General features: G+C 74.9%; 20 protein-coding genes. 8 read left to right on the forward strand and 12 right to left on the reverse strand.

Features of this window, described 5'->3' with window-relative positions:
- The first annotated feature begins 45 nt into the window (after window positions 1-45).
- On the forward strand, window positions 46-693 hold the full coding sequence (locus K7862_RS11710; RefSeq protein WP_222962433.1) for a YigZ family protein: 648 nt from the start codon (window positions 46-48) through the stop codon (window positions 691-693).
- 31 nt (window positions 694-724) lie between these two features.
- Here K7862_RS11710 and K7862_RS11715 read toward each other — a convergent pair whose 3' ends face one another.
- Together K7862_RS11715 and K7862_RS11720 are read right to left on the reverse strand one after the other, a co-directional pair.
- Window positions 725-1,249, reverse strand: a complete 525-nt coding sequence (locus tag K7862_RS11715; RefSeq protein ID WP_222962434.1) for a hypothetical protein — start codon at window positions 1,247-1,249, stop codon at window positions 725-727.
- Between the two features lie 65 nt (window positions 1,250-1,314).
- Entirely contained in the window at window positions 1,315-2,103 is a 789-nt protein-coding gene (locus K7862_RS11720) for an ArsR/SmtB family transcription factor (protein WP_222962518.1), read from the reverse strand.
- Window positions 2,104-2,285: 182 nt separating this feature from the next.
- Here K7862_RS11720 and K7862_RS11725 point away from each other — a divergent pair, with 182 nt between their 5' ends.
- Together K7862_RS11725 and K7862_RS11730 are read left to right on the forward strand one after the other, a co-directional pair.
- On the forward strand, window positions 2,286-3,446 hold the full coding sequence (locus tag K7862_RS11725) for an exonuclease SbcCD subunit D (RefSeq protein WP_222962435.1): 1,161 nt from the start codon (window positions 2,286-2,288) through the stop codon (window positions 3,444-3,446).
- The gene (locus K7862_RS11730) at window positions 3,446-6,865 is read left to right on the forward strand and encodes an AAA family ATPase (protein WP_222962436.1); all 3,420 of its coding nucleotides are present in this window, start codon (window positions 3,446-3,448) and stop codon (window positions 6,863-6,865) included. The genes K7862_RS11725 and K7862_RS11730 overlap by 1 nt, the downstream gene beginning before the upstream one ends.
- Window positions 6,866-6,963: 98 nt before the next feature.
- Here K7862_RS11730 and K7862_RS11735 read toward each other — a convergent pair whose 3' ends face one another.
- A complete protein-coding gene (locus K7862_RS11735) occupies window positions 6,964-7,410 on the reverse strand; it encodes an Lrp/AsnC family transcriptional regulator (RefSeq protein ID WP_222962437.1) in 447 nt (148 codons plus the stop codon).
- Window positions 7,411-7,505: 95 nt separating this feature from the next.
- Here K7862_RS11735 and K7862_RS11740 point away from each other — a divergent pair, with 95 nt between their 5' ends.
- The gene (locus K7862_RS11740; RefSeq protein ID WP_222962438.1) at window positions 7,506-8,003 is read left to right on the forward strand and encodes a rhodanese-like domain-containing protein; all 498 of its coding nucleotides are present in this window, start codon (window positions 7,506-7,508) and stop codon (window positions 8,001-8,003) included.
- Between the two features lie 98 nt (window positions 8,004-8,101).
- On the opposite strand, the gene K7862_RS11745 is transcribed toward K7862_RS11740, so the two are convergent.
- From K7862_RS11745 to K7862_RS11755, 3 genes are all read right to left on the reverse strand, one after another.
- A complete protein-coding gene (locus tag K7862_RS11745) occupies window positions 8,102-8,626 on the reverse strand; it encodes a GNAT family N-acetyltransferase (RefSeq protein ID WP_222962439.1) in 525 nt (174 codons plus the stop codon).
- A 213-nt stretch (window positions 8,627-8,839) separates the two neighbouring features.
- The gene (locus tag K7862_RS11750; RefSeq protein WP_222962440.1) at window positions 8,840-10,525 is read right to left on the reverse strand and encodes a DUF885 domain-containing protein; all 1,686 of its coding nucleotides are present in this window, start codon (window positions 10,523-10,525) and stop codon (window positions 8,840-8,842) included.
- 87 nt (window positions 10,526-10,612) lie between these two features.
- Window positions 10,613-11,086: an Lrp/AsnC family transcriptional regulator gene (locus K7862_RS11755; RefSeq protein ID WP_222962441.1), complete on the reverse strand. Its 474-nt coding sequence runs from the start codon at window positions 11,084-11,086 to the stop codon at window positions 10,613-10,615.
- A 60-nt stretch (window positions 11,087-11,146) separates the two neighbouring features.
- Between K7862_RS11755 and K7862_RS11760 the strand changes: the two genes are divergently transcribed.
- A complete protein-coding gene (locus K7862_RS11760; RefSeq protein WP_222962442.1) occupies window positions 11,147-12,367 on the forward strand; it encodes a trans-sulfuration enzyme family protein in 1,221 nt (406 codons plus the stop codon).
- On the opposite strand, the gene K7862_RS11765 is transcribed toward K7862_RS11760, so the two are convergent.
- Entirely contained in the window at window positions 12,348-13,736 is a 1,389-nt protein-coding gene (locus K7862_RS11765; protein WP_222962443.1) for a GNAT family N-acetyltransferase, read from the reverse strand. The two genes, K7862_RS11760 and K7862_RS11765, sit on opposite strands and share 20 nt — an antisense overlap.
- A gap of 341 nt (window positions 13,737-14,077) precedes the next feature.
- Here K7862_RS11765 and K7862_RS11770 point away from each other — a divergent pair, with 341 nt between their 5' ends.
- Window positions 14,078-15,994, forward strand: coding sequence for a hypothetical protein (locus K7862_RS11770; RefSeq protein WP_222962444.1), 1,917 nt, complete (start codon window positions 14,078-14,080; stop codon window positions 15,992-15,994).
- 286 nt (window positions 15,995-16,280) lie between these two features.
- On the opposite strand, the gene K7862_RS11775 is transcribed toward K7862_RS11770, so the two are convergent.
- Both K7862_RS11775 and K7862_RS11780 read right to left on the reverse strand, forming a co-directional pair.
- Window positions 16,281-17,741 (reverse strand): NCS2 family permease, encoded by a 1,461-nt coding sequence (locus K7862_RS11775; protein ID WP_222962445.1) that lies wholly within the window; start codon window positions 17,739-17,741, stop codon window positions 16,281-16,283.
- Window positions 17,742-17,962: 221 nt separating this feature from the next.
- Entirely contained in the window at window positions 17,963-18,709 is a 747-nt protein-coding gene (locus K7862_RS11780) for an SDR family oxidoreductase (RefSeq protein ID WP_222962446.1), read from the reverse strand.
- A gap of 264 nt (window positions 18,710-18,973) precedes the next feature.
- Between K7862_RS11780 and K7862_RS11785 the strand changes: the two genes are divergently transcribed.
- Window positions 18,974-19,735 carry a GntR family transcriptional regulator gene (locus K7862_RS11785; RefSeq protein WP_222962447.1) on the forward strand — a complete coding sequence of 254 codons (762 nt, stop codon included), beginning with the start codon at window positions 18,974-18,976 and terminating at the stop codon, window positions 19,733-19,735.
- Between the two features lie 120 nt (window positions 19,736-19,855).
- Here K7862_RS11785 and K7862_RS11790 read toward each other — a convergent pair whose 3' ends face one another.
- Complete coding sequence (locus tag K7862_RS11790; protein ID WP_222962448.1) at window positions 19,856-21,013, reverse strand: ROK family protein; 1,158 nt, start codon at window positions 21,011-21,013, stop codon at window positions 19,856-19,858.
- Between the two features lie 152 nt (window positions 21,014-21,165).
- On the opposite strand from K7862_RS11790, the gene K7862_RS11795 reads away from it, so the two are divergent.
- On the forward strand, window positions 21,166-21,633 hold the full coding sequence (locus K7862_RS11795) for a hypothetical protein (RefSeq protein WP_222962449.1): 468 nt from the start codon (window positions 21,166-21,168) through the stop codon (window positions 21,631-21,633).
- On the opposite strand, the gene mug is transcribed toward K7862_RS11795, so the two are convergent.
- Both mug and purB read right to left on the reverse strand, forming a co-directional pair.
- Window positions 21,607-22,146, reverse strand: coding sequence for a G/U mismatch-specific DNA glycosylase (gene mug / locus K7862_RS11800; protein ID WP_372461558.1), 540 nt, complete (start codon window positions 22,144-22,146; stop codon window positions 21,607-21,609). The genes K7862_RS11795 and mug overlap by 27 nt on opposite strands.
- Window positions 22,143-23,576, reverse strand: coding sequence for an adenylosuccinate lyase (purB, locus tag K7862_RS11805; RefSeq protein ID WP_222962450.1), 1,434 nt, complete (start codon window positions 23,574-23,576; stop codon window positions 22,143-22,145). Before purB ends, mug begins: the two co-directional genes overlap by 4 nt.
- Window positions 23,577-23,659: the final 83 nt, after the last annotated feature.

Below are 23,659 nucleotides of genomic sequence, written 5' to 3' on the forward strand. Positions count from 1 at the left end.
GAACGCCCCGCGATGCCCGGCCATTCCCGGCGTTAGGCTGAACGGATGGTCGACCGGTATCTGAGGGTGGCACGCGCGGGCGTCCACGAGAGCGAGATCAAGCGCTCGCGCTTCCTGTGTGCGGTGGCCCCGGCCGGCAGCGAGGAGGAGGCTCAGGACTTCGTCCGCCGGGTGCGCAAGGAGCACCCGACCGCGAGCCACAACTGCTTCGCCTATGTGATCGGCCCGGACGGCCGCCTGCACCGCGCGAGCGACGACGGTGAGCCCGGCGGCACCGCCGGCACCCCGATGCTGCAGGTGCTGCTCGGCCGCGAGGTGCGCGACACCGTCGCCGTCGTGACCCGTTACTACGGCGGCGTCCAGCTCGGCGCGGGCGGTCTCGCGCGCGCCTACGGGGGCGCGGTGTCCGCCGCCCTCGACGCGTTCGGCACCATCGAGCGGCGCCGCCTGGCCCTGGTGACGGTGACCGCCGACCACCAGCGGGCCGGCCGGCTGGAGAACGACCTGCGGGCCGCCGGCCACACGGTGCGGGACGTCGCCTACGGCGCCGAGGTCACCCTGCGGCTCGGCATCCCGGAGACCGAGGTGCCCGCGTTCCGGTCCTGGCTCGCCGACGCGACGTCGGGCACCGCGCGCTGTGTCACGGAGGGCACGGCCTACGTCGACGTCCGGCCGTCCTCCCCGGCGTCCTGAGGACCGGTCCCGCGGAACCCCCGCGGCGTCGTCACGCGGTGGCGTTCGCCGCCGGCTCCGGCCGCGTCCCCGAGTCGGGCGGGAGCAGCGCCAGCAACTGTGCGGCGTGCCCGGGCAGTTCGGCGTCCGCCAGACCGGTGAGCAGATCCCCGAGCGGCATCGGCGCGTCGACCAGCAGCGTGCCGTGGGACACCAGCAACGTCGGCACGCGGACGGCGCGTTCGGCGTCCCCGAGGACCGCGGCGGCCAGGCAGAGCGCCTCTCCCTGGCGGCGGAGGCGTTCCCGCAGCCCGGGCGCGCCACCGGCCCGGGTGATCACGGTGCCGAGGGTCCAGCCGTCCTGGGCCGGACGGTTGTCGTAGGTGGCGCCGGAGCCGCAGGCGACGGTCGCGACGGTGACCAGCGTGGTCGCGGTCAGCACCGAGACGTGCGCGAGGATCTGCTCGGCGTCCCATTCTCCGGGCGGGGGCACGGGCCCCGGCTCCCCGGCACCGGCCACCGTGGCGGCGGCGTCCAGCAGGGTGCGGTACGCCCCTGCGAGGGCGGAGGTGTCCATGAGAGGTCCCTTCTCCGGCGGGCGCTGATCGTGCTGTCGGCTTCGGTCCGGCGCTCTCTGCGAGCTCAACGGTGCGCGGGGGACATCTCCCAGGGCGCCTGCGGCAGCACGTCGCCCGTCTCCAGCAGCGACTTGAGGTTGGCCAGCACGGCCGGCCAGCCCTGCGAGATCCCGCCCAGCATCTCCAGGTCGGGCAGCTTCTCGTGCGTCACGGTGAGGCGGACGATGTCCTGGTGCGGCTCGACGAGGAAGGTGACGACCGAGGGCTCCCGCTGCATCTCGGCGTCGGGCCGGTCCTCGAAGGTGATGGCCAGCCGGGTCGGCGGCTCGGCCTCGAGCACCTTGCCGACGACGTCGACGGCTCCCGAACCGTCGGCACGCCGGTGCTCCCAGGGCGAGCCCGGCTGCCAGTCCGAGACGTTGTGGTGCCCCCAGAAGCGGGCCGTCAGGTCCGCGTCGGTCAGGGCGTGCCACACCTGTTCGGCGGACGCGCGGATGTAGGTGACATAGACGTAGTCCGGCACTGATGGCGTCGCGTCGGTCATGGCGTACTCCTCCGCCTGGTTCTTGATGGCACTGAGCAGGTGCAGACGGGGCTTGTCGAACCCCGCGATCCAGCGCTCCTCGATCTCCTGGATCGGCACCGGGTTGAGGTAGTGGAGCCGCTCCCGTCCGCGCCGTACGACGGTGACGAGGTTGGCGCGCCCGAGGACGTCGAGGTGCTGGGTGGCCGACTGGCGGGCCATGCCCAGCCGGTCGCACAGCTCGCTCAGCGTCCGGCCGTTGTGCTCACGCAGCCGGTCGAGCAGCAACCGCCTGGTGGGATCGGCCAGCGCTTTGAACACCGCGTCCATCTCTCGTGCTTCGAGGCTCACCTCTCGATTATGCAGGCATTTACCTGCCTATTGTCAAACGGGCAGGCCGGAGCGGTGCACGGGACGGGTGACAGATCCGGACGGGCGGACGGGACCCGGTGGGGTGAGGTTCCCGGGTCCGTGCACGGGCGGCCGGGCCGGGACGCTAGTCTTCGGGGATCATGCGCTTCCTGCACACGTCGGACTGGCACCTGGGGCGGTCCTTCCACCGGGTGAGCCTGCTCGACGCGCAGCGGGCGTTCCTCGACCACCTGGTCGCCACCGTCAGCGACACGGACGTGGACGCCGTCCTCGTCGCGGGAGACGTCTACGACCGCGCGGTGCCGCCGCTCGCCGCCGTCGAGCTGTTCGACGACGCCCTGCACCGGCTCGCCGGCCTCGGCGTGCCGACCGTGATGATCTCCGGCAACCACGACTCCGCCCGCCGACTCGGCGTCGGCGCGGGACTGATGGGCCGGGCGGGCATCCACCTGCGCACCGACCCCGCGACGTGCCACCAGCCGGTCGTGCTCTCCGACGAGCACGGGGACGTCGCCCTCTACGGGCTGCCCTACCTCGAACCCGTACTGGTCCGCGAGGAGTTCGGCGCCCGGCGGGCCGACCACACGGCGGTGCTCGGCGCCGCCATGGACCGGGTGCGCGCCGATCTGGCCGCCCGGCCGGCCGGCACCCGCAGCGTCGTGATGGCGCACGCGTTCGTCACCGGCGGGGCCGCCTGCGACAGCGAACGCGACATCACCGCCGGGGGAGTCGCGGCGGTGCCCGCCGAACTCTTCGACGGCGTCGACTACGTGGCCCTCGGCCACCTCCACGGCTGCCAGACCGTCGCCGACCGCATCCGCTACTCCGGCTCCCCGCTGGCCTACTCCTTCTCCGAGGAGCACCACCGCAAGAGCATGTGGCTGGTCACCCTCGACGACCGCGGCTCGGTGGCGGCCGAGCGCGTCGACACACCGGTGCCGCGACGGCTCGCCCGGCTGCGCGGCCGGCTCGACGACCTGCTCGCCGATCCCGCGCACGACCGGCACACCGACGCCTGGGTCGAGGCCACCCTCACCGATCCCGCGCGCCCGCACGAGCCGATGGCCGCGCTGGCCCGGCGGTTCCCGCACGTCCTCAGCCTCGCGTTCGACCCCGACCGGACCGACGAGGACGAACTCGCCTCCTACGCGCAGCGGTTGCGCGGCCGCACCGACCGGCAGATCGCCGAGGACTTCGTCGCGCACGTCCGCGGCGCCGGACCCGACGCGGCCGAGAGCGGCCTGCTGCAGGACGCGTTCGACGCGGTCGGCGGCGACGCGGTACGGAAGGAGGCCCGCTGATGCGGCTGAACCGGCTCCGGCTCAGCGCGTTCGGGCCGTTCGCGGGCTCGCAGGACGTCGACTTCGACGAACTCTCCGCCGCCGGCCTGTTCCTGCTGCACGGTCCCACCGGCGCGGGCAAGACGTCCGTACTGGACGCCGTCTGCTACGCGCTGTACGGCCAGGTCCCGGGTGCTCGCCCGGCCAACCGGCTGCGCAGCGATCACGCCGCTCCCGGCACACCCACCGAGGTCGTGCTCGAACTGACGGTCGGCGAACGGCGGCTGGAGATCATCCGGCGCCCCGAGCAGGCCCGGGCCAAGAAGCGCGGCAGCGGCACCACCCTGGACAAGCCGGTCACGCTGCTGCGGGAACTGGCCGGCGGCGAGTGGCGTGGCCTGTCCACCTCGCACCAGGAGATCGGCGAGGAGATCAAACAGCTCGTCGGCATGAGCTGCGAGCAGTTCTGCCAGGTCGTGCTGCTGCCGCAGGGCGAGTTCGCGACCTTCCTGCGGGCGACCGCGACGGAACGCGGTCACCTGCTCGGCCGCCTCTTCGACACGCGGCGGTTCACCTCGGTCGAGGCGTGGCTGCGCGACCGCAGGCAGGAGGCCGGGCAGCGGCTCGCCCGCAGCGACGAGGAACTGCGGCAGCTCGGCGCCGCGTTGCGCCAGGCCGCGGGCCCCTGGGCCGGCGAGCCGGAGGACGACGGCGCGCTCCTGGAGTGGGCGGCCCGCCTGCGCTGCGAGGCACGCGAGATCGCGGAGATCACCGCCCTCGCGGTCACCCGCGCCGAGGCCGCGCACCGGGAAGCGGCCACCGCCCACGCCGAGGCACGCGACCTGCACGCGCTCCAGCGCCGCCACCAGGAAGCCGCGACGCGTGCCGCGGCCCTGGACGAGCAGCGGCCGGCACGGTCCGCGGCCCGCGCCGCCCTGGACCGCGCCCACCGGGCCGCCGCCGTCGAACCGGCGCTCTCCCTGCGCGACAAGGCCGCCACCCAGCACGCCGAGGCCGCCCACCTGGCCTCCACCGTCCTCGCCGAACTCGCCGCGTCCCCCGACCCCGGTGGCTCGGCCCTTCCCCACGCCCGCCCCGCGGATCACCGGACGCCGGACGCGGAGGACGCCCCGGGGGTGCCGGCCCAGTCCGGGCGCCGGAGCGGACCTTCCGAGCCGGCCGGTGCCGACGGGCCCCAGGACCCGGCCGCGGACGGCCGTGGCGCGGGGGGCTCCCCGCAGGCCCAGGAGGTCGTGGCCCGGGGCGTGGACGGTGCGGTGCCCGCGGCGCGGACGGACACCGGCGACGGGCGTTCCGGCGTCGAACCCGACGGCCAGCCGGCCCCCGGGCAGGGGCAGTTCGCCGCCACGCGCTCCGAGCGGGATCGCGCCGTGGCGGCAGGCCCCGGGACAGAGCCCCAACGCGGACGCCGCAGCACGCTGGGCGGCGGCCCCGCCGGCGCCCTCGGGGAGCCGAGGGCGACCGGGGCGGCGCCACGCGCCGTGGGCGGGGAAGCGGCGGAGCTGGGACGACGCGCGGGGGAACTGCGGGAGGTCCTGGGCGGGTTGACCGCGGCCGCGGAAGGCGAGACGCGGCTCGGCGAGATCGCCGGGCGGCGGGCGAGCCTCGACCGGGAGGACGGCGCGGACGAGGAGACCGCCCGCGAGGCGCAGGGCTGGCTCGACCGCTGGCCCGAGCGGCGGACCGCGCTGCAGTCCCGGGTGGACGCCGGCATGGAGGGTGCGGCACGGGCTGCGGAACTGGCCGCGGAGGTGGAGGCGGCACGGCGCCGCGTGGACGCCGCCGCCCAGCGCGACCGCCTCATCCGGGAGTCGGCCGCCGCCGACGGCGCCACCCGCGACGCCCGCGACCGGGCGCAGAACGCGCGCGAGGCCTGGCAGGACCTCCGGGAGGCCCGGATCTCCGGGATCGCCGCCGAACTCGCGGCCGGCCTCGTCGACGGCGCGGCCTGCCGGGTGTGCGGCTCCGAGGACCATCCTGCGCCGGCGCGGCCGGCCGGGCGGCAGGTGAGCCGCGCCGACGAGGACGCCGCCGAAGCCCGTTTCCAGGAGGCGACCACACGCTACGAACAGGCCCGCGACCGGGGCCAGCGCCTGGCGGCGGCGCTGGAGGCCGCCTGCGCGGCCGCGGGCGGTCTGCCGCTGGCCGAACTCACCGCGGAGCACGCCGCGTCGGCCGCCGCCCACGCCGCCGCCGCGGCGCGGGCCGCCGACGTGGCGGAGGCGCGTGCCGCCCTGGACAGGGCCGAGGCCGAGCGCGACGACCGCGCGGCGCAGCGCCAGGACGCGCTCAGCCGCAGCGCCGCCCGCACCTCACGCCGCGAGGAACTCGACGAGCAGCACGAGCGGTTGAGCCGCGAACTCGCCCGGGCGCGCGCGGGACACGCCACGGTCGCCGCCCGGCGCGCCGCCCTCGCCGCGCGCGTCGCCCTGCTGGAACGGGCCGAACGCGCCGTCCGGGACCGGGCCGAGGCCCGCACGCGGCTGACCGAGGCCGAAGCCGCCCTCGCCGACGCCGCCACCCGCGCCGGATTCGCCTCGCCCGCCGAGGCGTCGGCGGCGCTGATGCCGCAGTCCCGGCTCTGGGCCGCCGAGCGGCAGGCCGAGGCGTGGGCCAAGGAGGAGGCGGCGCTCGACGCCGAACTCGCCGCCCCCGAGCCGGTCGCGGCGGCCGCCCTCCCGCCCGCCGAACCCGCCGCCGCGCAGAGCGTCCTGGACGCGGCCACCCGGGCGCTGCGGCAGGCGGCCGCGACCGCGTCCGCCGCCGAGCACCGCTGCGCCGAACTCGACCGGCTGAGCGCGTCCGCCGCCGCGCGGGTCCGTGAACTCGCGCCCGCGCGCGCCGCGTTCGACCGCGTCCGGCGGCTGGCGGACCTGGCCGCGGGCACCTCGGCGGAGAACCGGTACCGCATGGGCCTGGAGACCTATGTGCTGGCCGCCCGCCTCGAACAGGTCGCCGCGGCCGCCGCCGTGCGCCTGCAGCGGATGTCCGCGGGCCGCTACACCCTGGCGCACTCCGACGCCCGCGGCAGCGGACGGGCCCGTTCGGGTCTCGGGCTGGTGGTCGTGGACGCCTGGACGGGCACCGAGCGGGACACCGCGACCCTCTCCGGCGGCGAGACCTTCTTCGCCTCGCTCGCCCTCGCCCTGGGCCTCGCCGACGTGGTGACCGACGAGTCGGGCGGCACCCGGCTGGACACCCTGTTCATCGACGAGGGATTCGGCAGCCTCGACGACCAGACGCTCGACGAGGTGCTGGACGTGCTGGACGGCCTGCGTGAGCGCGACCGCGCGGTCGGCATCGTGAGCCATGTCGCCGACCTGCGGCACCGCATCCCCGCCCAGCTCCGCGTGGACAAGGGCCGGGACGGATCGGCCATCCGCCTGCGCACCGGCGCGGTTGCGCGGTCGGGCGCATAGCCGTTTCCCGCCGACCCTGCCGACCCCGCGCTTCTCCGTGCCTGTCCCCGTCCTTCGCGACCGGCCCGCCCGCCGCTCCGGCGGCGACGGCCGCCGCCTCACAGCACCAGCGGCCGCCGCTCCAGCGGCGAGGAGTACACCACGCTCGTGGTCACCGCCCCCAGCCCGGAGATGCGGCCGGTGACCTCCTCCAGGTGCTTCATCGAGCGGGCGGCGACCTTCATCACGAAGCAGTCGTCACCGGTGACGTGGTGGGCCTCCAGCACCTCCGGCGTGGTCGCGAGCAGGTCGCGGAACGGCTTGTAGTTGCCGTGCGGGTAGCGCAGCCGCACCAGCGCCAGCACCGGCAGGCCGATCCGTTCGTGGTCGATGACGGCCGTGTACCCGGTGATCACGCCCGCCTCCTCCAGCCGCCGCACCCGTTCGGTCACCGCGCTCGGCGACATCGCGACGGCGCGGGCCAACTCGGCGTAGCTCGCACGGCCGTCGCGCTGCAGGGCCTCCAGGAGACGCCAGTCCGTGGCATCCGGGGAAAACGTGGTCATCGACGAGAAATAGCAGGGGAATCCCCGGCCGGGCAAGGTCGGCGCCGGGAGAAGTGCCTTCAGCCGGACCGGGTGGTGGCCGTAGGTTTTCCGCCATGACCACCGTGACAGCGCAGCAGCAGCCCACCGCCGCCCACCCCGTCCTGCGGGTCCCGCCGGCCGCCCCGGCCGACGCGGCCGCGTACTTCGCCGCCAGTCTCGCCTTCCACACCGACGTCTCCGACGTGTCGGCGGCCCTGGCGGCCGGCGGCGACCCGGGATTCACCCTCGTCGACACCCGCAGCACCGCGGCCTGGGACCAGGGACACATCCCCGGCGCGGTCCACCTGCCCACGGACCTGATCCCGCGGCAGGCCGCCCTGCTCCTCGACCGTGACCGCCCGGTGGTCGTGCACTGCTGGGGTCCGGGCTGCAACGGCGCCACCCGAGCCGCCCTGGCGCTGGCGACCCTCGGCTACCGGGTCAAGGAGATGCTGGGCGGCATGGAGTACTGGATCCGCGAGGGCTTCGCCTACGAGACCCACGAGGGCGCCGCGCGGCGCGACACGGACCCTCTGACCGCACCCGTGGACGCCGCGGACTGCGGCTGCTGACCGGGCACCCGGAGGGCCGGACCACCCCCGGGAGCGCGGTGCGGGAACGCGTTCCGGGAACACGGTCCGGGGAAGCGCACGCCTCCCCGGACGCCGGTTCACGACCGCAGCGACGTCAACTCGTAGGCCCACAACTCGCCGCGGTCGGCGACCCGGACGAAGCCGACGCGCTCCAGCACGGCCTGCGAGGGCTGGTTGCCGGGTTCGGTGGTCGCCAGCACGACCGTCACCTCGGGCTGCTCCAGCGCCCACTGGCACAGCGCGCGGGCCGCGTCCGTGGCCCAGCCGGCGCCGCGGGCCGAGACGGACAGGTCGTAGCCGATCTCCACCGAACCGAGGTTCGGCGGGCCGTGGAAGCCGGCGCCGCCCACGGCCACGCCGTCCTCGCTGCGTATCACCGCGAACAGGCCCCAGCCGGGCTGGTAGACACCGGCCTGGGACGCCGCCACGGTCATGGAGGCCGCACCGGTCGTCCCCTCGCCCGGTACCCCGTCGATCCACACCAGCGCGGCGGGCTTGCCGTCGGCCAGCAGGGCGGCCTCGTCCGGCGACTGCTCGCGCAGGGTCAGCCGCCCCTGCGTCAGCACCAGGCGTCCGCCGTCGTGGGAAGCGTGCAGGGTCATCGGTGCGCACCGCCTTGTCGTCACGGGTTCCGGCACGAGCCGGGGGCAGCAGGGTAACGGCCGGGCCGCGCCGCCGGTTCCGGCGGGGCGGCGGCCCCGGTGGCGGGTGTCGACCACCTCCCCGCGCGGTCAGCGGTGGTGGGGGCCGGTACGGGCCCGGGAGCACGGTGTCCCGGGCCCACCCGGACCGCGAGCGGAGCGGTGCTCCGCGCACTACAGCGCGGAGATCTCCTCCACCAGGTCGTCGAGACCCAGCGAGCCGAGGGACAAGGCCGCCATGTGCCACGCCTTGGCGTCGAAGGCGTCGCCGTGCGCGGCGCGCGCGGCGGCCCGGCCGGTCAGCCAGGCCCGCTCGCCCAGTTTGTAGCCGATGGCCTGGCCGGGCATGCCGAGGTAGCGGATCAGCTCGCTGTCGACGAAGTCGGACGGACGGCCGCTGTGCATCCCGAAGAACTCCCGGGCCAGTTCCGGCGTCCACCGCTCACCGGGGTGGAACGGGGATTCCGCCGGGATCTCCAGCCGCAGGTGCATGCCGATGTCCACGATGACGCGGTTGGCCCGCATCATCTGCGCGTCCAGGTAGCCCAGCCGGCGCTCGGGGTCGGTGAGGAAGCCGAGTTCGTCCATCAGCCGCTCCGCGTAGAGGGCCCAGCCCTCGGCGTTGGCGCTGACCATGCCGACCGTGGCCTGGTAGCGGGACAGGTTCTCGGCGACGTGCGCCCACTGCGCGAGCTGCAGGTGGTGACCCGGCACGCCCTCGTGGTACCAGGTGGAGACCAGGTCGAAGAGGGGGAAGCGGGTCTTGCCCATGGTCGGCAGCCAGGTGCGCCCGGGACGGCTGAAGTCCTCCGACGGCGCGGTGTAGTACGGGGCCGCGGCGCCGCCGGGCGGGGCGATCCGGGACTCCACGCGCTTGACGCGCTCGGCGAGCTCGAAGTGGGTGCCGTCCAGCGCCTCGATGGCCTCGTCCATCAAGCCCTGCAGCCAGGCGCGCACCTCGTCGACGCCCTCGATGGCCTGGCCGTGCTCGTCGAGGTGGCGCAGCACCTCCCACGGCGACGCGTCCGGCAGGATCTTCCCGGCCTCGGCGACCATCTCGGCGTGCAGCCGGTGGAACTCCGACCAGCCGTAGGCGTACGCCTCGTCCAGGTCCAGGTCGGTGCCGTTCCACAGCCGGGTCCACAGCGCGTAGCGCTCACGGCCCACCGTGTCGGCCGCGCCGGCGACGGCGGGCGCGTAGGTGTCCTTGAACCAGTCGCGCAGTTCCACGAACGCGGCGGTGGCCTCGGCGGCCGCCGCCTCCAGCTCGGCCCGCTGCTCCTGCGGGCCGTCGGCGACCAGCCCGGCGAACCAGCTCGCCGACCCGCCGTCGCCGACCCACTCGGTGAACTGGCCGATGACCGTCTCCACCTGGCGCGGCCCGGCCGGCAGGTCGCGCGCGAGTCCCTCGGTGAGGGACGCCCGGTAGCCGTCCAGGGCCGCCGGGACGGCCCGCAGGCGGGCCGCGATGTCCGCGTAGTCCTCGGCCGTCTCGCTCGGCATCAGCGTGAACGCCTCGCGAACGGCGTGCGCGGGGGAGTTGAGGTTGCTGACCGCCCGCAGGTGCTCGTCCGCCTCGTGGACGGCGAGCTCCGCGGTCAGGCGTTCGCGCAGCAGCCGCGCGCAGCGCCGCTCGGCGTCGTTCTGCGCCCCGGGCAGCGCCTCGGCCTCGGTGAGCCCGGCCAGCGTGGTGCGGGCCAGCGCGGCGCGGGCGTCCGCGCCGGCCGGAGAGAAGTCCGGCAGGCTGCGGGCGCTTCCGGGCGCGCCGAGGTAGGTGCCGAGGAGCGGGTCGAGTTCGAGGAGCCCGTCGACGTAGCCGTCGGCGACCTCGCGGGGCAGCGGGCTGCTGGTGGTAGACATGCGGACCATCCTGGTACGTCGGAGGCCCCCGCGTCACCACCGAAAAGTGCCGCGTTCCTTACGCGTCACGCGAAATCGCGACGATCGTCACGACGGCGGCAGCAGCGGACCGCACTCCCACTGCTGGAAGATCAGCCGGGTCTCGACCCGGGCCACCTCACGGCGGGAGGTGAACTCGTCCAGCACCAGCCGCTGCAGGTCCGCCGTGCCGGTGACCGCGACGTGCACCAGATAGTCGTCCGGGCCGGTCAGATGGAACAGGGCGCGCGACTCCGGCAGCCCGCGGATCCGCTCGACGAACGGATCGATCAGCTCCCGGCGGTGCGGCCGCACCTGCACCAGCAGCAGCGCCTCCAGGCCGCGCCCCAGCCTGGCCGGATCCAGCCGCAGTTCGTGCCCGAGGATCACGCCGCTGCGCCGCAGCCGGGCCACACGGTCCAGGCAGGTCGACGGCGCGACGCCGACCGCGGCGGCCAGGTCGCGGTACGTGGTCCGGGCATCGTTCTGCAGCAGCCGGAGAATCTCCAGGTCCACCGGATCGAGAGCGACGGAATCGGTCATCGGGCGAACGTAGCACGGCGGTTTCCCCACGCCGCCCGCCGTCCGTTCAGTCTGGCGGGCATGGAGACGTATCCACGCGTGACCCCGCAGGGCCCCGAACGGGCCCTGGCCACCGAGGCCGTGCACGCCGGACGCGAGGACCTCGCGGACCTGGGTGTGCACGCCGTACCGCTGGACCTGTCCACCACCTACCCCTCGCACGACAGCAGGGGAGAGGCGGCCAGGATCGACGCCTTCGCCACCACCGGCGAGCGCCCCGACGGCCCGCCGGTCTACGGCCGGCTCGACAACCCGACCACGGCCCGCTTCGAGACGGCACTGGCCCGCCTGGAGGGCACCGAGTCCGCCGTCGCCTTCGCCAGCGGGATGGCGGCGCTCAGCGCCTGCCTCCTCGCCAGGTCCGCCGACGGGCTCCGCCACGTGGTGGCCGTCCGGCCGCTGTACGGGTGCAGCGACCACCTGCTGACCGCGGGCCTGCTGGGCACCGAGGTCACCTGGACCGACCCGGCGGGGATCGCCGACGCGATCCGGCCCGACACGGGCCTGGTCATGGTCGAGACGCCCGCCAACCCCACCCTCGCCGAGGTGGACCTGCGGGCCGTCGCCCACTCCTGCGGCTCGGTGCCGCTGCTGGCCGACAACACCTTCGCCACGCCCGTGCTGCAGCGGCCCGCCGGGTCCGGCGCGCGGATCGTGCTGCACAGCGCCACCAAGTACCTCGGCGGGCACGGCGACGTGCTCGGCGGTGTGGTGGCCTGCGACGAGGAGTTCGCCCGGCGGCTGCGCCAGGTGCGGTTCGCCACCGGCGGTGTGCTGCACCCCCTGGCCGGATACCTGCTGCTGCGCGGGCTGTCGACCCTGCCGGTGCGGGTCCGGGCGGCGTCCGCGACGGCCGCGGAGCTGGCCGCCCGGCTCTCGGCGGACCCGCGGGTGAGCGCCGTGCACTACCCGCGGATCGGCGGGGCCATGATCGCGTTCGAGGTCGCGGGCGACCCGCACGCGGTGATCGCCTCGGTCCGGCTGGTCACACCGGCGGTGAGCCTGGGCAGCGTGGACTCGCTGATCCAGCACCCGGCGTCGATCAGCCACCGCATCGTCGGCGCCGACGACCGGCGGCGCGGCGGGATCAGCGACCGCCTGCTGCGCATGTCGGTGGGCCTGGAGGACGTCGAGGACCTGTGGCGCGACCTGGACGCCGCCCTCGACGCCGCCACCGCGGGCGCCGCGCTCGCCGACGGGACCGCGCGGCCGGCCGCCCGGGTCAGCGCCGGCGGCTCGTGACCCACGGCAGGGCGTCGGCCGACGGGACGTCGGCGCCCTGCGCCGTGGGCAGCGACGCGGTGATCACCAGCGTGGCGTCCTCGACCTGGTAGTCCAGCGGGAGGCCGAGTTCGCGCATGGCCGCCACCATCCCGGTGTTGGCGGCCTGGGTGACCGCGTACACCGACTCCCGGCCCGACTCCGCGGCCAGTTCGACCAGCCGCCGCAGCAGGGCCGCGCCGATGCCCCGGCGCTGCCACGCGTCCTCCACCAGCAGCGATACCTCGTTCTCGTCGCCGTCCCACAGCAGATGGCCGAGGGCCACCAGCCTGCCGGACGCGGTCTCCACGGCCAGCGACCGCCCGAACCGCGGGCCCAGCAGATGGGTCAGGTAGCGGTCGGCGTCGGCCACCGGACCGTGGTAGCGCAGGGCCAGCGTCGCCGGGGAGCACCGCTCGTGCATCGCCAGTGCTGCGGCCCGGTCCTCCGGCCCCGCACGGCGCACGGTGAGTTCGTTGCCCTCCGGCAGGGTGACCGTCCCGCGGCCGGCCGGCATCCGCACCCCCAGGCGGGCGTCCAGTTCCACCAGGGCGCGGGCCCGCGCGAACTCGGTGGGCGTGAACGGCAGATGGTCACGCTGCACGGTGATCGTGCCGCCCGAGGGGTCGCGCAGCCGCATCACGGTCGCCTCCAGCGTGTCCTCGGCGGGTTCCCGGCCCGCACCGGGCGGTGTCGACCTGATGGTGCAGCGGCCGAACAACTGACGCAGGGCCAGCGGGAGTTCGGCGGCGTCCAGCGCTGTCCGGGTGGCCAGCGTCAGCATCCGCGTCGGGGTGTCGACCAGGTCGTGCGCGTCGGCGCGCTCCAGCCAGGTGTCCCGGCCGCCCGCGTCGGCGACGGTCAGCGCCAGCGCCGCGGCGGACAGCCCGGCGGGCGCCCGGAGCAGGAACTCGTCGACCGTGCCGTCGCCCAGTGGATGGGTCTGCAGGGTCACGATGTCGACGCGGCCGGCCGCCAGGGCCGTGCACACCCGGCCCAGGCTGCCCGGGGTGTCGGCGACGGTGGTCCGCATCCGCCACAGGGCGCACTCCGCGTCATCCCGCGCGGTGCCGACGGCGGTCGCGGCGGTCGCGGTGTCCGCCGTCAACGCCGGTGCGTCCGGCTCGGCGGGAGCGTGACCACGGCGCGCCCACCAGGTGTGGACACCCGCCGCGGACAGCAGCGCCGCCCCCGAACCCATGAGCAGCACACGGCCGTCGGGGCCGTGGCCGACCAGGTCGGCCGCGAAGTCCGCGGCGGCCATGGCCGTGAAGACGGCCGCGACCTCCACGAGGTCGCGGCCCCAGCGGCGGCGAGGGGCCCGGAACTGCTCAACTGGCGTGTGAGGCATACAAGTACGATGACGAAGGCGTGTTGCGTGATCACGAACGCTTCATGACCAGACGGTAAAGGACCGGGCTTTTCGGTTAACTTACGCTTTCAACGGTTATGCCCCCCTCTCCGGTTGCTCCGGAAATCTTCCCGCGGCCGTGGCCCCTCCATGGTCAACTCCATGGTCAACATCGCTCGCGACGCCTACCATGGCCGGACCCTCGCCCCCCGCGGCCCTGCCGCCCGACCCGCGCCGTGCCCGCAGTGCCCCCGACGGCGCCCCCCTATGACTGCCGAACAGACACCGCACACCTCCCCGGCCGGCCGGTTCCTCCCTCCTTCCGGCGAGAAGGAGGGCCGATGACCGCCGACACCGGGCAACCGGCCGTGGAGGAAGAGCACTCCGGCGACCGGCCGCCCCAGGAGCATGGCGCGGGAACGGCGGACGGGGTGGCCGCGCTGGCGGCCGAGGCCCGCCGCCTGACCGACCTCGCGCACCCGCATGCCTGGCAGGCGTGGGCGGCCGCGGAAGCCGCCGCCGAGCGCACCGGCACGGTGCCGGACGAGCGGACCCGCGCGGAGATCACCGAACACGCCGCACTGGCCGCCGTCGACGAGCCCGAGCGGTCGGCGGCGCTCTTCCATTCCGCCGCCGAGCAGTTCGAGACCGCCGGGGACCAGGGCGAGGCCGCCGCGTGCCGGGCCCGTGCCGCCTGTGCCCGGGCCACGGCCGCCACCGCCGACCAGGCGCTGCGCGCCGCGGACGAGCAGTGCGTTCGGCTCGGCACGCTGTTCGGCCTTCACCGCGCGACCCGACGCCAGTACCTCGGGGCGCTGCTGCTGCGCTGCCGCATCCTGCTCCGGGCCGCGGCCGACCCCGCACGGAAGGACGAGGCACTCGCCGCGGCCGCCGCCCAGGCCGAGGACGTCATCACGCTGGGGGAGCGCCACCGCGGCGAGCCCGGCGTCACAGGACGGCTGGCCGACGCCACCGTCCTGCTCGGGCGCCTGGCCGCAGCACGCCACGAAGGACCGCGGGCCGCCGTGTTGCTGGCCCGGGCCGCCGCCCTCCACCTGGAGGCCGGACAGCCGTGGTGCGCGGTCGAGCCCGCGGCGGCCCTCGCCGAACTGTGCCTGCGCCAGGGCGACGCGGCGGGCGCCGCCCGCTGGGCCCGCGCCGCGCTCGGCCACGGCGACACGGTGCTGGAGGCGCCGCACCGCGCTCATCTGCATCTGCTCGCCGCCGAGGCCCTCACCCGCCTCGGCCAGGACGAGGACGTCGTCGGGCACGCCCGCGAGGCGGCTCGGTGGGCCGACGACGCCGGCGAGGGCGCGGGTCCGGGCGCCGGCGCCCGGCTGCGCCTCGGCGGTGCCCTGCGCCGGCTGGGCCGGGCCCGCGAGGCGGCGGGCGTGCTGGAGTCCGTCATGCCGGACCTCGAACGCGCCGGCGACCAGGGCGAGTACGTGCAGGCCCGCTGGTGGCTCGCGGAGTGCCGCCTCGACCTCGGTGAGGCGCGCGAGGCCGCCGAGCAGTTCCTGCTGGCCGCCGGCGTCGCCGGGGGGTGGGAGCACCCGCACGACCACGCGATGCTCACCAACCTCGCGGCCGACGCGCTCAACCGGGCCGGCCTTCACGAGGAGTCGGCCGGCGCCTACGCCCGCGCCGAGGACCTGTGGCGCGCGGCCGGCGACCGCGCGCCCGGCCCCGAGGAGCGCGCGCAGGCCGCCCTCGCGGTGGTCCGGACGCTGCGGGCCCGCGCCTGGCTCGAACTGCACGAGGACCGCGGCGGCCTGCCGGCGGCCCGCGCCTACATGACCGCCGCGCTGCTCGGCCTCCGGGCGGAACTCGACCGCCGGGACGAATCCGGCATCCGCCAGGAAAGCGGCGTCGGGGACGAGACGGAGGGAGCGGGCCAGGGAGCGGGCACCGTCGATCTGTTCACGGCCCTGGCCGACACCTACCGGCAGACGGCCGAGATCGTGATGCGCGAGGCGGACACCGACGACCCGCGGCCCGCCTACCGCGAGGCCCTGGAACTGGTCAGGCAGGCCGTCGGCATCCTCACCCCGCTCGGTCCCGCCGGACGGGACGACCGCGCCTCGGACCTGCTGCTCGCCGCGCGGCTGGAGTCCGCACTGGACCGGCCCGGCACCGCCCGCGCCGCGGCCGAGGCGGCGGTCGCCGCCTACGACGGCGTGCAGGATTCCGCGGCGGCGGCCTGCCGGAAGGACGCGTCCGCCCTGCTGGCCGGCCTTCCCGCCGGCCACCCCGTCTGACCTGGCCTTGCCGGCTCCCGGCCGTGCCACTCGCCGCCGGACGCGGCGGCCCCGGTCGGCGCGTCCGCACATGGTGCGGCGAATTCCTCCCTCTCTACGGGAACTCCGCCCGGTTGGGGTGAGTTGTGATGAGTACGGGCCGGTGCGCGGCACCGGCCCGGCCAGCAGCCCCGACCGGGTGCCCCCGTTCCGGTCGGGGCGCCGTTCCGCTCGACGGCCGCGGGTCCCCCTCCTCCCGCGCCGTCGGGCGGCGGACGGCCCCCGGACGGCGGCCGCCGGCCGGCTGTCAGTTGGCGCCGAGCCAGCTCTGCAGCGGGTGGATCGCGAAGTACGCCAGGAAGCACACCGACACGCCCCACACCAGCGGGTGCACCTCGCGCCACTTGCCGAGCACCGCCTTGATGGTGACGAAGGACAGGAACCCGGCGCCGATGCCGTTGGTGATGCTGTAGGTGAACGGCATCACCGCGATGGTGAGGAACGCGGGGATGGCGATGTCGTACTGGGTCCAGTCGATGTTCCTGACCTGGGCCATGAGCAGGAAGCCGACCGCGACCAGGGCCGGTGCGGCCGCCTGCGACGGAACCACCGAGGCCAGCGGCGCCAGGAACAGCGTCACGGCGAACAGCGCCCCGGTCACCACGCTGGCCAGACCGGTCCTGGCACCCTCGCCCACGCCGGCCGCGGACTCCACGTAGGCGGTGTTCGAGGAGCAGGACGCGGCGCCGCCCGCGACCGCCGCGGCTCCGTCGATGAACAGCACGCGCCCGATGTTCGGCACGCGCCCGCGCTCGTCGAGCAGCCCCGCCTCGTTGGAGATGCCGACGATGGTGCCCATCGCGTCGAAGAAGTCCGAGAGCACCAGGGTGAAGACGAACAGGGAGGCGGTGACCACGCCCGCCTCGGAGAAGCCGCCGAACAGGCTGAAGTGGCCGATGAGCCCGAAGTCGGGGCTCGCCACCACGTCGTGCGGGACCTTCGGCACGGTCAGGCCCCACGCGGCGGCCGGGACGTCGGCGACGGCGTTGACGACGACCGCCACGATCGTCATGGTCACGATGCTGATCAGGATCGCGCCCTTGACCCGCCGCGCCACCAGCGCCACGGTCAGCAGCACCCCCACGCAGAACACCAGCACCGGCCAGCCGGACAGCGTCCCCGTCCCGCCGAGCTGCACCGGCACGGTGGTCTTCGCCGCGTCCGGGATGCGGCTGGCGAAACCGGCGTCGATGAAGCCGATGAACGCGATGAACAGGCCGATGCCCACGCTGATCGCCTGCTTGATGGCCTGCGGGATGGCGTTCATGATGGCCTCCCGGAGCCCGGTGACCACCAGCACGCAGATCAGCAGGCCCTCCAGGACCACCAGGCCCATGGCGTCCGGCCAGCTCATCCGCGGCGCCAGCTGGAAGGCGACGACGGCGTTGAGCCCGAGGCCCGCCGCGATCGCCAGCGGCAGGTTGCCGCCCACGCCCATCACGGCCGACATCACCGCGGCCACCAGCGCGGTCGCGGTGAGCAGTTGGGCCGGGGACAGGTGGTGCCCGAACTTGTCCGTGGCGCTGCCCAGGATGATCGGGTTGAGGACCAGGATGTAGGCCATCGTGAAGAAGGTGGCGAGCCCGCCCCGGACCTCCCGGCCCGGCGTGGACCCGCGCTCGGATATACGGAACCAGCGGTCGAGCGGACTGCCGGCCGGGGGTGGGGCGGACGTCGGCTTCACGGTGTCCACGGGAGATCCGGGCATCGTGCTCCTTCGGGATGCGGCCGGCCTGCTCGCGCGGCAGGCCCGGACGGTGGATGAGCGGGGGACCAGCGCCCGCCTGCCCGGCGCTGCCGGGTATCACCGTCGTGTTTCGGCCATGGCCACGTCAATGCCCAGGTCACTGCCTGTTGCGCGGGAGCGTCCTCGATCCCGTCCGGCGCCGTCCCGCCGCCGTCACCCCTGTCCCCGGCGGCGCGCGCGGCTCACAGACCTCCGGCGACCCGCAGCACCGCGCCCGTCGTGTAGGACGCCTCGGAGGACAGCAGCCACGCCACCGCGGCCGCGACCTCGTCCGGCTCGCCGGGGCGGCGCACCGGGATGCGGTCGGGATTGCGCCAGGGCCGCTCCGGGTCGCCCATCGCCGCGTGGATGCCGGTGACGATCATGCCGGGCTGCACGGAGTTGACCCGGACGCCCTCCTGGGCCAGCTCCTTGGCCAGGCCGAGGGTCATGGTGTCCACCGCGGCCTTGCTCGCCGCGTAGTGCACGTACTCGCCGGGGCCGCCGAGGGTGGCCGCGCCCGAGGAGATGTTGACGATCGCGCCGCCCTGGCCGCCGCGGGCGGTGGACATCTCGCGCGCCGCCCGGCGCGCGCAGATCAGCGCGCCCACCACGTTCACGTCCACCACGCGCCGCATCACCTCGACGGGGGTGTCGGCGAACCGGCCGAGAGGACCGGTGATGCCCGCGTTGTTGACCAGCCCGGTCACCGGGCCCAGCTCGGCCCGCACAGCCTCGAAGAACGCGTCGACCTGGTCCGCGTCGGTGGTGTCCACCCGGTGCGTCAGGGCCCGGCCGCCGGCCTCGCCCACCGCGCGGGCCACCTCCTGCGCCGCGTCCTCCGCTCGCTCGTAGCCGATGCCGACGAGGTGGCCGGCCGCCGCCAGCCGCAGGGCCACCGCGGCCCCGATACCGCGGCTCCCGCCCGTCACCACGGTGACCTGCTCCATCGTGCGCTCCCTCGTCTTCCTCGCCGTTCCCCCGGAGATCACGAACGCTACCGCAGCACGCCGTCAACACTGCGTGAACGTCTCATGTATCCGGTTCCGGACGGGATGGGCGGGAAACGAGGATTGGTCTTGACCAAGTCCGGGAGGCGCTCTATGGTCCCAGTAGTGCAAGGACCTTTAATAAATAGGGGTTCCTAAACAAGGTTGGACAAGCGGCAGCGGTGCACCGGCGCCGGTCGCGACCACGGTGATTGCGAGGACAGGGTGGGGACCACGCAGCTCGAATCGGTGCAGGAGCCGAAGTACTGGCACCTGAAGACCGTGCTGATCGACGCCCTCGACTCCGAGTTCGAGGTCGGCGAGATCCTGCCCAACGAGCGCGACCTGGCCGCCCGCTTCGGCGTCGCGCGGGCCACGCTCCGCCAGGCCCTGGAGCAACTGGAGCTGGAGGGCCGCCTGCAGCGCCGCCGCGGCGTCGGGACCACGGTCGCGCCCCCGCGCATGGGTGTCGCGGTCGGGCCCTCCGCCAACGTCTGGCCCGGCGCCGGGCGCGACGCGTGGCAGACCATCGGCTGCGCCGAGGCGGTCGCCCCGGCGGCGGTCGCCGCGGTGCTGGGCACCGGCGCCGACGAGGCCGTGCACACCATCCACCGCGAGCGCGTGATGCAGGGCCAGCCGGTCGCCACCGAATTGCTGTATGTGCCCGCCGCCTCCGTGCCGGACCTGTCGCCGCTGCTCAGCCCGGCGAACCACGCCCCCGCGGTGCTGCGCGAGCTGCACGTCCTGGAGCTGGAGGGCGAGGACCGCGCGGTCGAGCTCGGCTCCGCGCGCGCCGAGGACGCCAAGCACCTCGACCGCCTCCCGGGCGCGCCGGTGCTGGTCGTCACCACCCGCTACTTCGCGCAGGGCAGGGTCGCCGCCGCCTCGGTCGCCACCTACCGTGCCGACACCTGCCGGCTGACCTTCGGAGACTCCGGCGCGGTGGAGGTCACCCACCACCAGGCCGAGAGCCGCCAGGCCTCCTGAGCCCCGGATCACCGGACCGGCCCGTCTCCTCTCCGGAGGCGGGCCGTTCGCGTGTGCGCGACCGCCGTCCCCCGGGGGGGGGTGCCTCGACAGCGCTCCCCCAGGGGCCGAGGGCCGGGATCAGTGCCGGGACAGCGCCGTCTGCTCGACGGCGAACAACTGCTCCTCGACGTGGTCCAGCGCCAGCCGCAGCGCCCCCGTGGCGATGGCCGCCTGCCCCAGCGCGGACAGCACCACCGTCGGCGGCCGCAGGCAGTACCGCGCGAGCTCCGAGCGCAGCGGCTCCAGGACGTCGTCGAGCCCGGCCGCCCACCCGCCGATCACGACGAGTTCGGGGTCGATCGCCAGCACCAGGGCGGCCACGTCGTGCACCAGGCGCCGCAGGAACCGCTCGACCGCGTCCTTGGCCTGTGCGTCGCCCTCCCGCGCCAGCGCGAACACCCGCTCCACGGCGGGCTCGTCGAGCGGGTGCAGCGGCGTGCCGGTGGTCGACAGCAGGTGCTCGGGCGTGACCTCGCGGCCCAGCAGGTGCAGCGCGCCGATCTCACCGGCGGCGCCCCCGAAACCGCGGTGCAGCCGGCCGCCGATCAGCGAACCCGCGCCCGGGCTCAGCCCGGCCAGCACGAACACCACGTCGTCGGTGCCGACCGCCGCGCCCTTCCAGTGCTCGGCGACCGCGGCCACGTTCGCGTCGTTCTCCACCAGGACCGGGCAGCGGAACGACCGCTGGAGGCGTTCACCGAGCGGCAGGCCGGTCCAGCCGGGCAGCGCGGTGCCCAGGCGGACCTCGCCGTGCGCCTCGACGATGCCGGGGCTGCCGACGCCCACCGCCCACAAGGTGCTGCGGGCCACCCCGGCCCTCCGCAGCAGCTCGGCGACCGTGCCGCGGACCCGTTCCAGCCGGTCGTCGGCCGAGGCGGACTCCGGGACGTCGCGGCTGTGCGAACCGAGCACCTCGCCGCCGAGGTCGGCCAGCACCACCCGGACCTGGTGGGCGCCGATCTCGATGCCGAGCAGATGGCCGGCCTCGGCGTGGAAGCGGAAGCGCCGCGCCGGGCGGCCCTGCTTGCGCGTGTCGGCGGTCTCCGGGGCGACCTCGACGACCAGGCCGGACTCCGTCAGGCCCTCGATCACACCCTCGACGGTCGGCCGGGACAGCCCGGTGCTCTGCACGAGTTCGGTGAGCGTGGGGGTCTGCGCCCCGCGCAGCGCGTGGAGGACGACCGCGGAGTTGATCCGCCTGAGCAGGGACGGGTCCCCGCCGGTGAGTCGCCCCAAGGTGTGTCCTCCCAGCCTGTACCTGTGTGTGGCGGATCGTACCCGGCACGGGGCCGCGCGGCGAGTGCCGACGGGTACCGGTTGCGTGACGGCCGGACCGGTGGTCACCTGACGGACTGCCAATTGTCAGAGGGGCGGGCTTTACTGGACGCATGGATCTTGCTGCCCAGCTCGCCGAGGTGGACCGGCTGCGCGCCCTGGAGTTCCCGGCGCGGCGGGTCACCTCCGCCGCCGTCGAGAGCGGCCCCGGTTACCACGTCGCGGACCTCGCCGTGAGCGAGGATTTTCATGACGCCGACGTCGTCCGCCGGGAGGCGGTGGCCGAGGACTTCGAGGCCGCCTGCCAGGCGTTGATAGAACTCCTCGCGCAACGCTGGGGCGAGCCGCAGCCGCTGGACCTGTACCCGTATCTCATACGGCTGGAGGAGGGCGGACAGGTGCCGCCGCCGCTGGACCTGATCTGCGGCTACGTCTCCGAGGTGTACGGCTGGACGGTCGGCGACCGGTGGATGGCCCTCGGCATCGGCCAGGGCGACCGCGAACTGCCCTTCCAGCTCGTGCTGGCGGTGGGGGAGGCCGGTGCGCTGCCGTCGTCAGGCGGCGAAGGCCGCCTCGCGTAGCCGGGCGAACTCCTCGGCCAGCGCGGCCGGTGTCCAGTGCGCGTTGAGCCCGCTGGGACTCGGCAGCACCCAGATCCGGGTGCCGCCGATGGTCCGCTCCTGCGGTCCGACCTGCGCCAGACGCTCGCCGAACGCGGTCCGGTAGGCCGTCACGCCCAGCACCGCCAGCCAACCCGGGCGGTACCGCTCGACCTTGGCGGTCAGCGTCCGGCCGCCCGCGACGAGCTCAGCGGCGCTCAGCTCGTCGGCCCGCGCGGTCGCGCGCTCGGCGACGTTGGTGATGCCGAACCCCAGGGCCAGCACCTGCTGCTGCTCGGCGGGCGCGATCCGCCGCGGGGTGAACCCGGAGGCGTGCAGCGCGGGCCAGAAGCGGTTGCCGGGCCGGGCGAAGTGGTGACCGGTCAGCGCGGACATCAGGCCCGGGTTGATCCCGCAGAACAGCACCCGCAGCCCGTCGGCGATCACATCCTCCAGCGTGAGCTCCCGGGCCTCGGCGAGCTGCTCCGGCGTCAGAGGATCGCCCCCGGCCGGTACGCGGCGGCCTGCGGACGGTCCTTCACGACGTCCTCGATGCGGCGCACGACCTCGGCGACCTGCCCGGTGGCGGCACCGGTGAAGCCGAGCGGATCGCCCATGAGGGTCTCCAGGGCGGCCCGGTCGAGCGGGATGCGCTCGTCCGCGGCCAGCCGGTCCAGCAGTTCGTTGCGCTCGGTGCCCTGCTCGCGCATGGCCAGTGCCGAGGCCACCGCGTGCTCCTTGATGGCCTCGTGGGCGATCTCCCGGCCGACGCCCGCCCGTACGGCGCCCATCAGGACCTTGGTGGTGGCCAGGAACGGCAGGTAGCGGTCCAGCTCACGGGCGACCACCGCGGGGAACGCGCCGAACTCGTCGAGCACGGTCAGGAACGTCTCCAGCAGGCCGTCGAAGGCGAAGAAGGCGTCGGGCAGCGCGACGCGGCGCACCACCGAGCAGGAGACGTCGCCCTCGTTCCACTGGTCGCCGGCCAGCTCGCCGGTCATCGACGCGTAGCCGCGCAGCACCACCATCAAGCCGTTGACCCGCTCGCAGGACCGGGTGTTCATCTTGTGCGGCATGGCGGACGAGCCGACCTGGCCGGGCTTGAAGCCTTCGGTGACGAGCTCGTTGCCGGCCATCAGCCGGATGGTCTTGGCCAGCGACGAGGGGGCGGCCGCGAGCTGGACCAGCGCGGTCACCGCGTCGTAGTCCAGGGACCGCGGGTACACCTGGCCGACCGAGGTGAACGCCCGGGAGAAGCCGAGGTGATCGGCGATCCGCTGCTCCAGGTCGGCCAGCCGGGCGGTGTCGCCGCCGAGCAGGTCCAGCATGTCCTGGGAGGTGCCGACCGGGCCCTTGATGCCCCGCAGCGGGTAACGCCCGATCAGGTCCTCGACGCGCTCGTACGCCACCAGCAGCTCGTCCGCCGCCGTCGCGAAGCGCTTGCCGAGGGTGGTGGCCTGCGCGGCCACGTTGTGGGAGCGGCCGGCCATGACCAGCTCCGCGTACTGCGCCGCGAGCTGCCCGAGCCGGGCGAGCACCGCGACCGTGCGGTCCCGTACGTGCTCCAGCGACAGCCGGATCTGGAGCTGTTCGACGTTCTCCGTCAGGTCCCGCGAGGTCATCCCCTTGTGGACCTGCTCGTGCCCGGCGAGCGCGTTGAACTCCTCGATCCGCGCCTTCACGTCGTGCCGGGTGACCTTCTCGCGCTCGGCGATCGAGGCCAGGTCGACCTGCTCCAGCACCCGCTCGTAGTCCGCGAGCGCCTGCTCCGGCACCTCGACCCCGAGGTCCTTCTGGGCCCGCAGCACCGCCAGCCACAGCTGGCGCTCGAGCACCACCTTCTGCTCGGGGGACCACAGGGCGGCGAGCTCCGCGGAGGCGTAGCGGCCGGCGAGGACGTTCGGGATACGCGGCTTGGCAGTCACGTGTGCAGAGTTTACCCGGCGGCGGAGCCCGTCCTCGCCGCCGTGTGCGGTGGGGAACCCCAGATCAGAGGGGATGCCGGGGC

Origin of the sequence: Actinacidiphila acidipaludis, from assembly GCF_019890725.1 — a bacterium.
Lineage (GTDB): Bacteria > Actinomycetota > Actinomycetes > Streptomycetales > Streptomycetaceae > Actinacidiphila > Actinacidiphila acidipaludis.

Excerpts from the sequence above, each read along its gene's own strand:
- K7862_RS11710 (WP_222962433.1), top strand. The coding sequence starts at position 46 with ATGGTCGACCGGTATCTGAGGGTGGCACGCGCGGGCGTCCACGAGAGC.
- K7862_RS11715 (WP_222962434.1), bottom strand. The coding sequence starts at position 1,249 with ATGGACACCTCCGCCCTCGCAGGGGCGTACCGCACCCTGCTGGACGCC.
- K7862_RS11720 (WP_222962518.1), bottom strand. The coding sequence starts at position 2,103 with ATGGACGCGGTGTTCAAAGCGCTGGCCGATCCCACCAGGCGGTTGCTG.
- K7862_RS11725 (WP_222962435.1), top strand. The coding sequence starts at position 2,286 with ATGCGCTTCCTGCACACGTCGGACTGGCACCTGGGGCGGTCCTTCCAC.
- K7862_RS11730 (WP_222962436.1), top strand. The coding sequence starts at position 3,446 with ATGCGGCTGAACCGGCTCCGGCTCAGCGCGTTCGGGCCGTTCGCGGGC.
- K7862_RS11735 (WP_222962437.1), bottom strand. The coding sequence starts at position 7,410 with ATGACCACGTTTTCCCCGGATGCCACGGACTGGCGTCTCCTGGAGGCC.
- K7862_RS11740 (WP_222962438.1), top strand. The coding sequence starts at position 7,506 with ATGACCACCGTGACAGCGCAGCAGCAGCCCACCGCCGCCCACCCCGTC.
- K7862_RS11745 (WP_222962439.1), bottom strand. The coding sequence starts at position 8,626 with ATGACCCTGCACGCTTCCCACGACGGCGGACGCCTGGTGCTGACGCAG.
- K7862_RS11750 (WP_222962440.1), bottom strand. The coding sequence starts at position 10,525 with ATGTCTACCACCAGCAGCCCGCTGCCCCGCGAGGTCGCCGACGGCTAC.
- K7862_RS11755 (WP_222962441.1), bottom strand. The coding sequence starts at position 11,086 with ATGACCGATTCCGTCGCTCTCGATCCGGTGGACCTGGAGATTCTCCGG.
- K7862_RS11760 (WP_222962442.1), top strand. The coding sequence starts at position 11,147 with ATGGAGACGTATCCACGCGTGACCCCGCAGGGCCCCGAACGGGCCCTG.
- K7862_RS11765 (WP_222962443.1), bottom strand. The coding sequence starts at position 13,736 with ATGCCTCACACGCCAGTTGAGCAGTTCCGGGCCCCTCGCCGCCGCTGG.
- K7862_RS11770 (WP_222962444.1), top strand. The coding sequence starts at position 14,078 with ATGACCGCCGACACCGGGCAACCGGCCGTGGAGGAAGAGCACTCCGGC.
- K7862_RS11775 (WP_222962445.1), bottom strand. The coding sequence starts at position 17,741 with ATGCCCGGATCTCCCGTGGACACCGTGAAGCCGACGTCCGCCCCACCC.
- K7862_RS11780 (WP_222962446.1), bottom strand. The coding sequence starts at position 18,709 with ATGGAGCAGGTCACCGTGGTGACGGGCGGGAGCCGCGGTATCGGGGCC.
- K7862_RS11795 (WP_222962449.1), top strand. The coding sequence starts at position 21,166 with ATGGATCTTGCTGCCCAGCTCGCCGAGGTGGACCGGCTGCGCGCCCTG.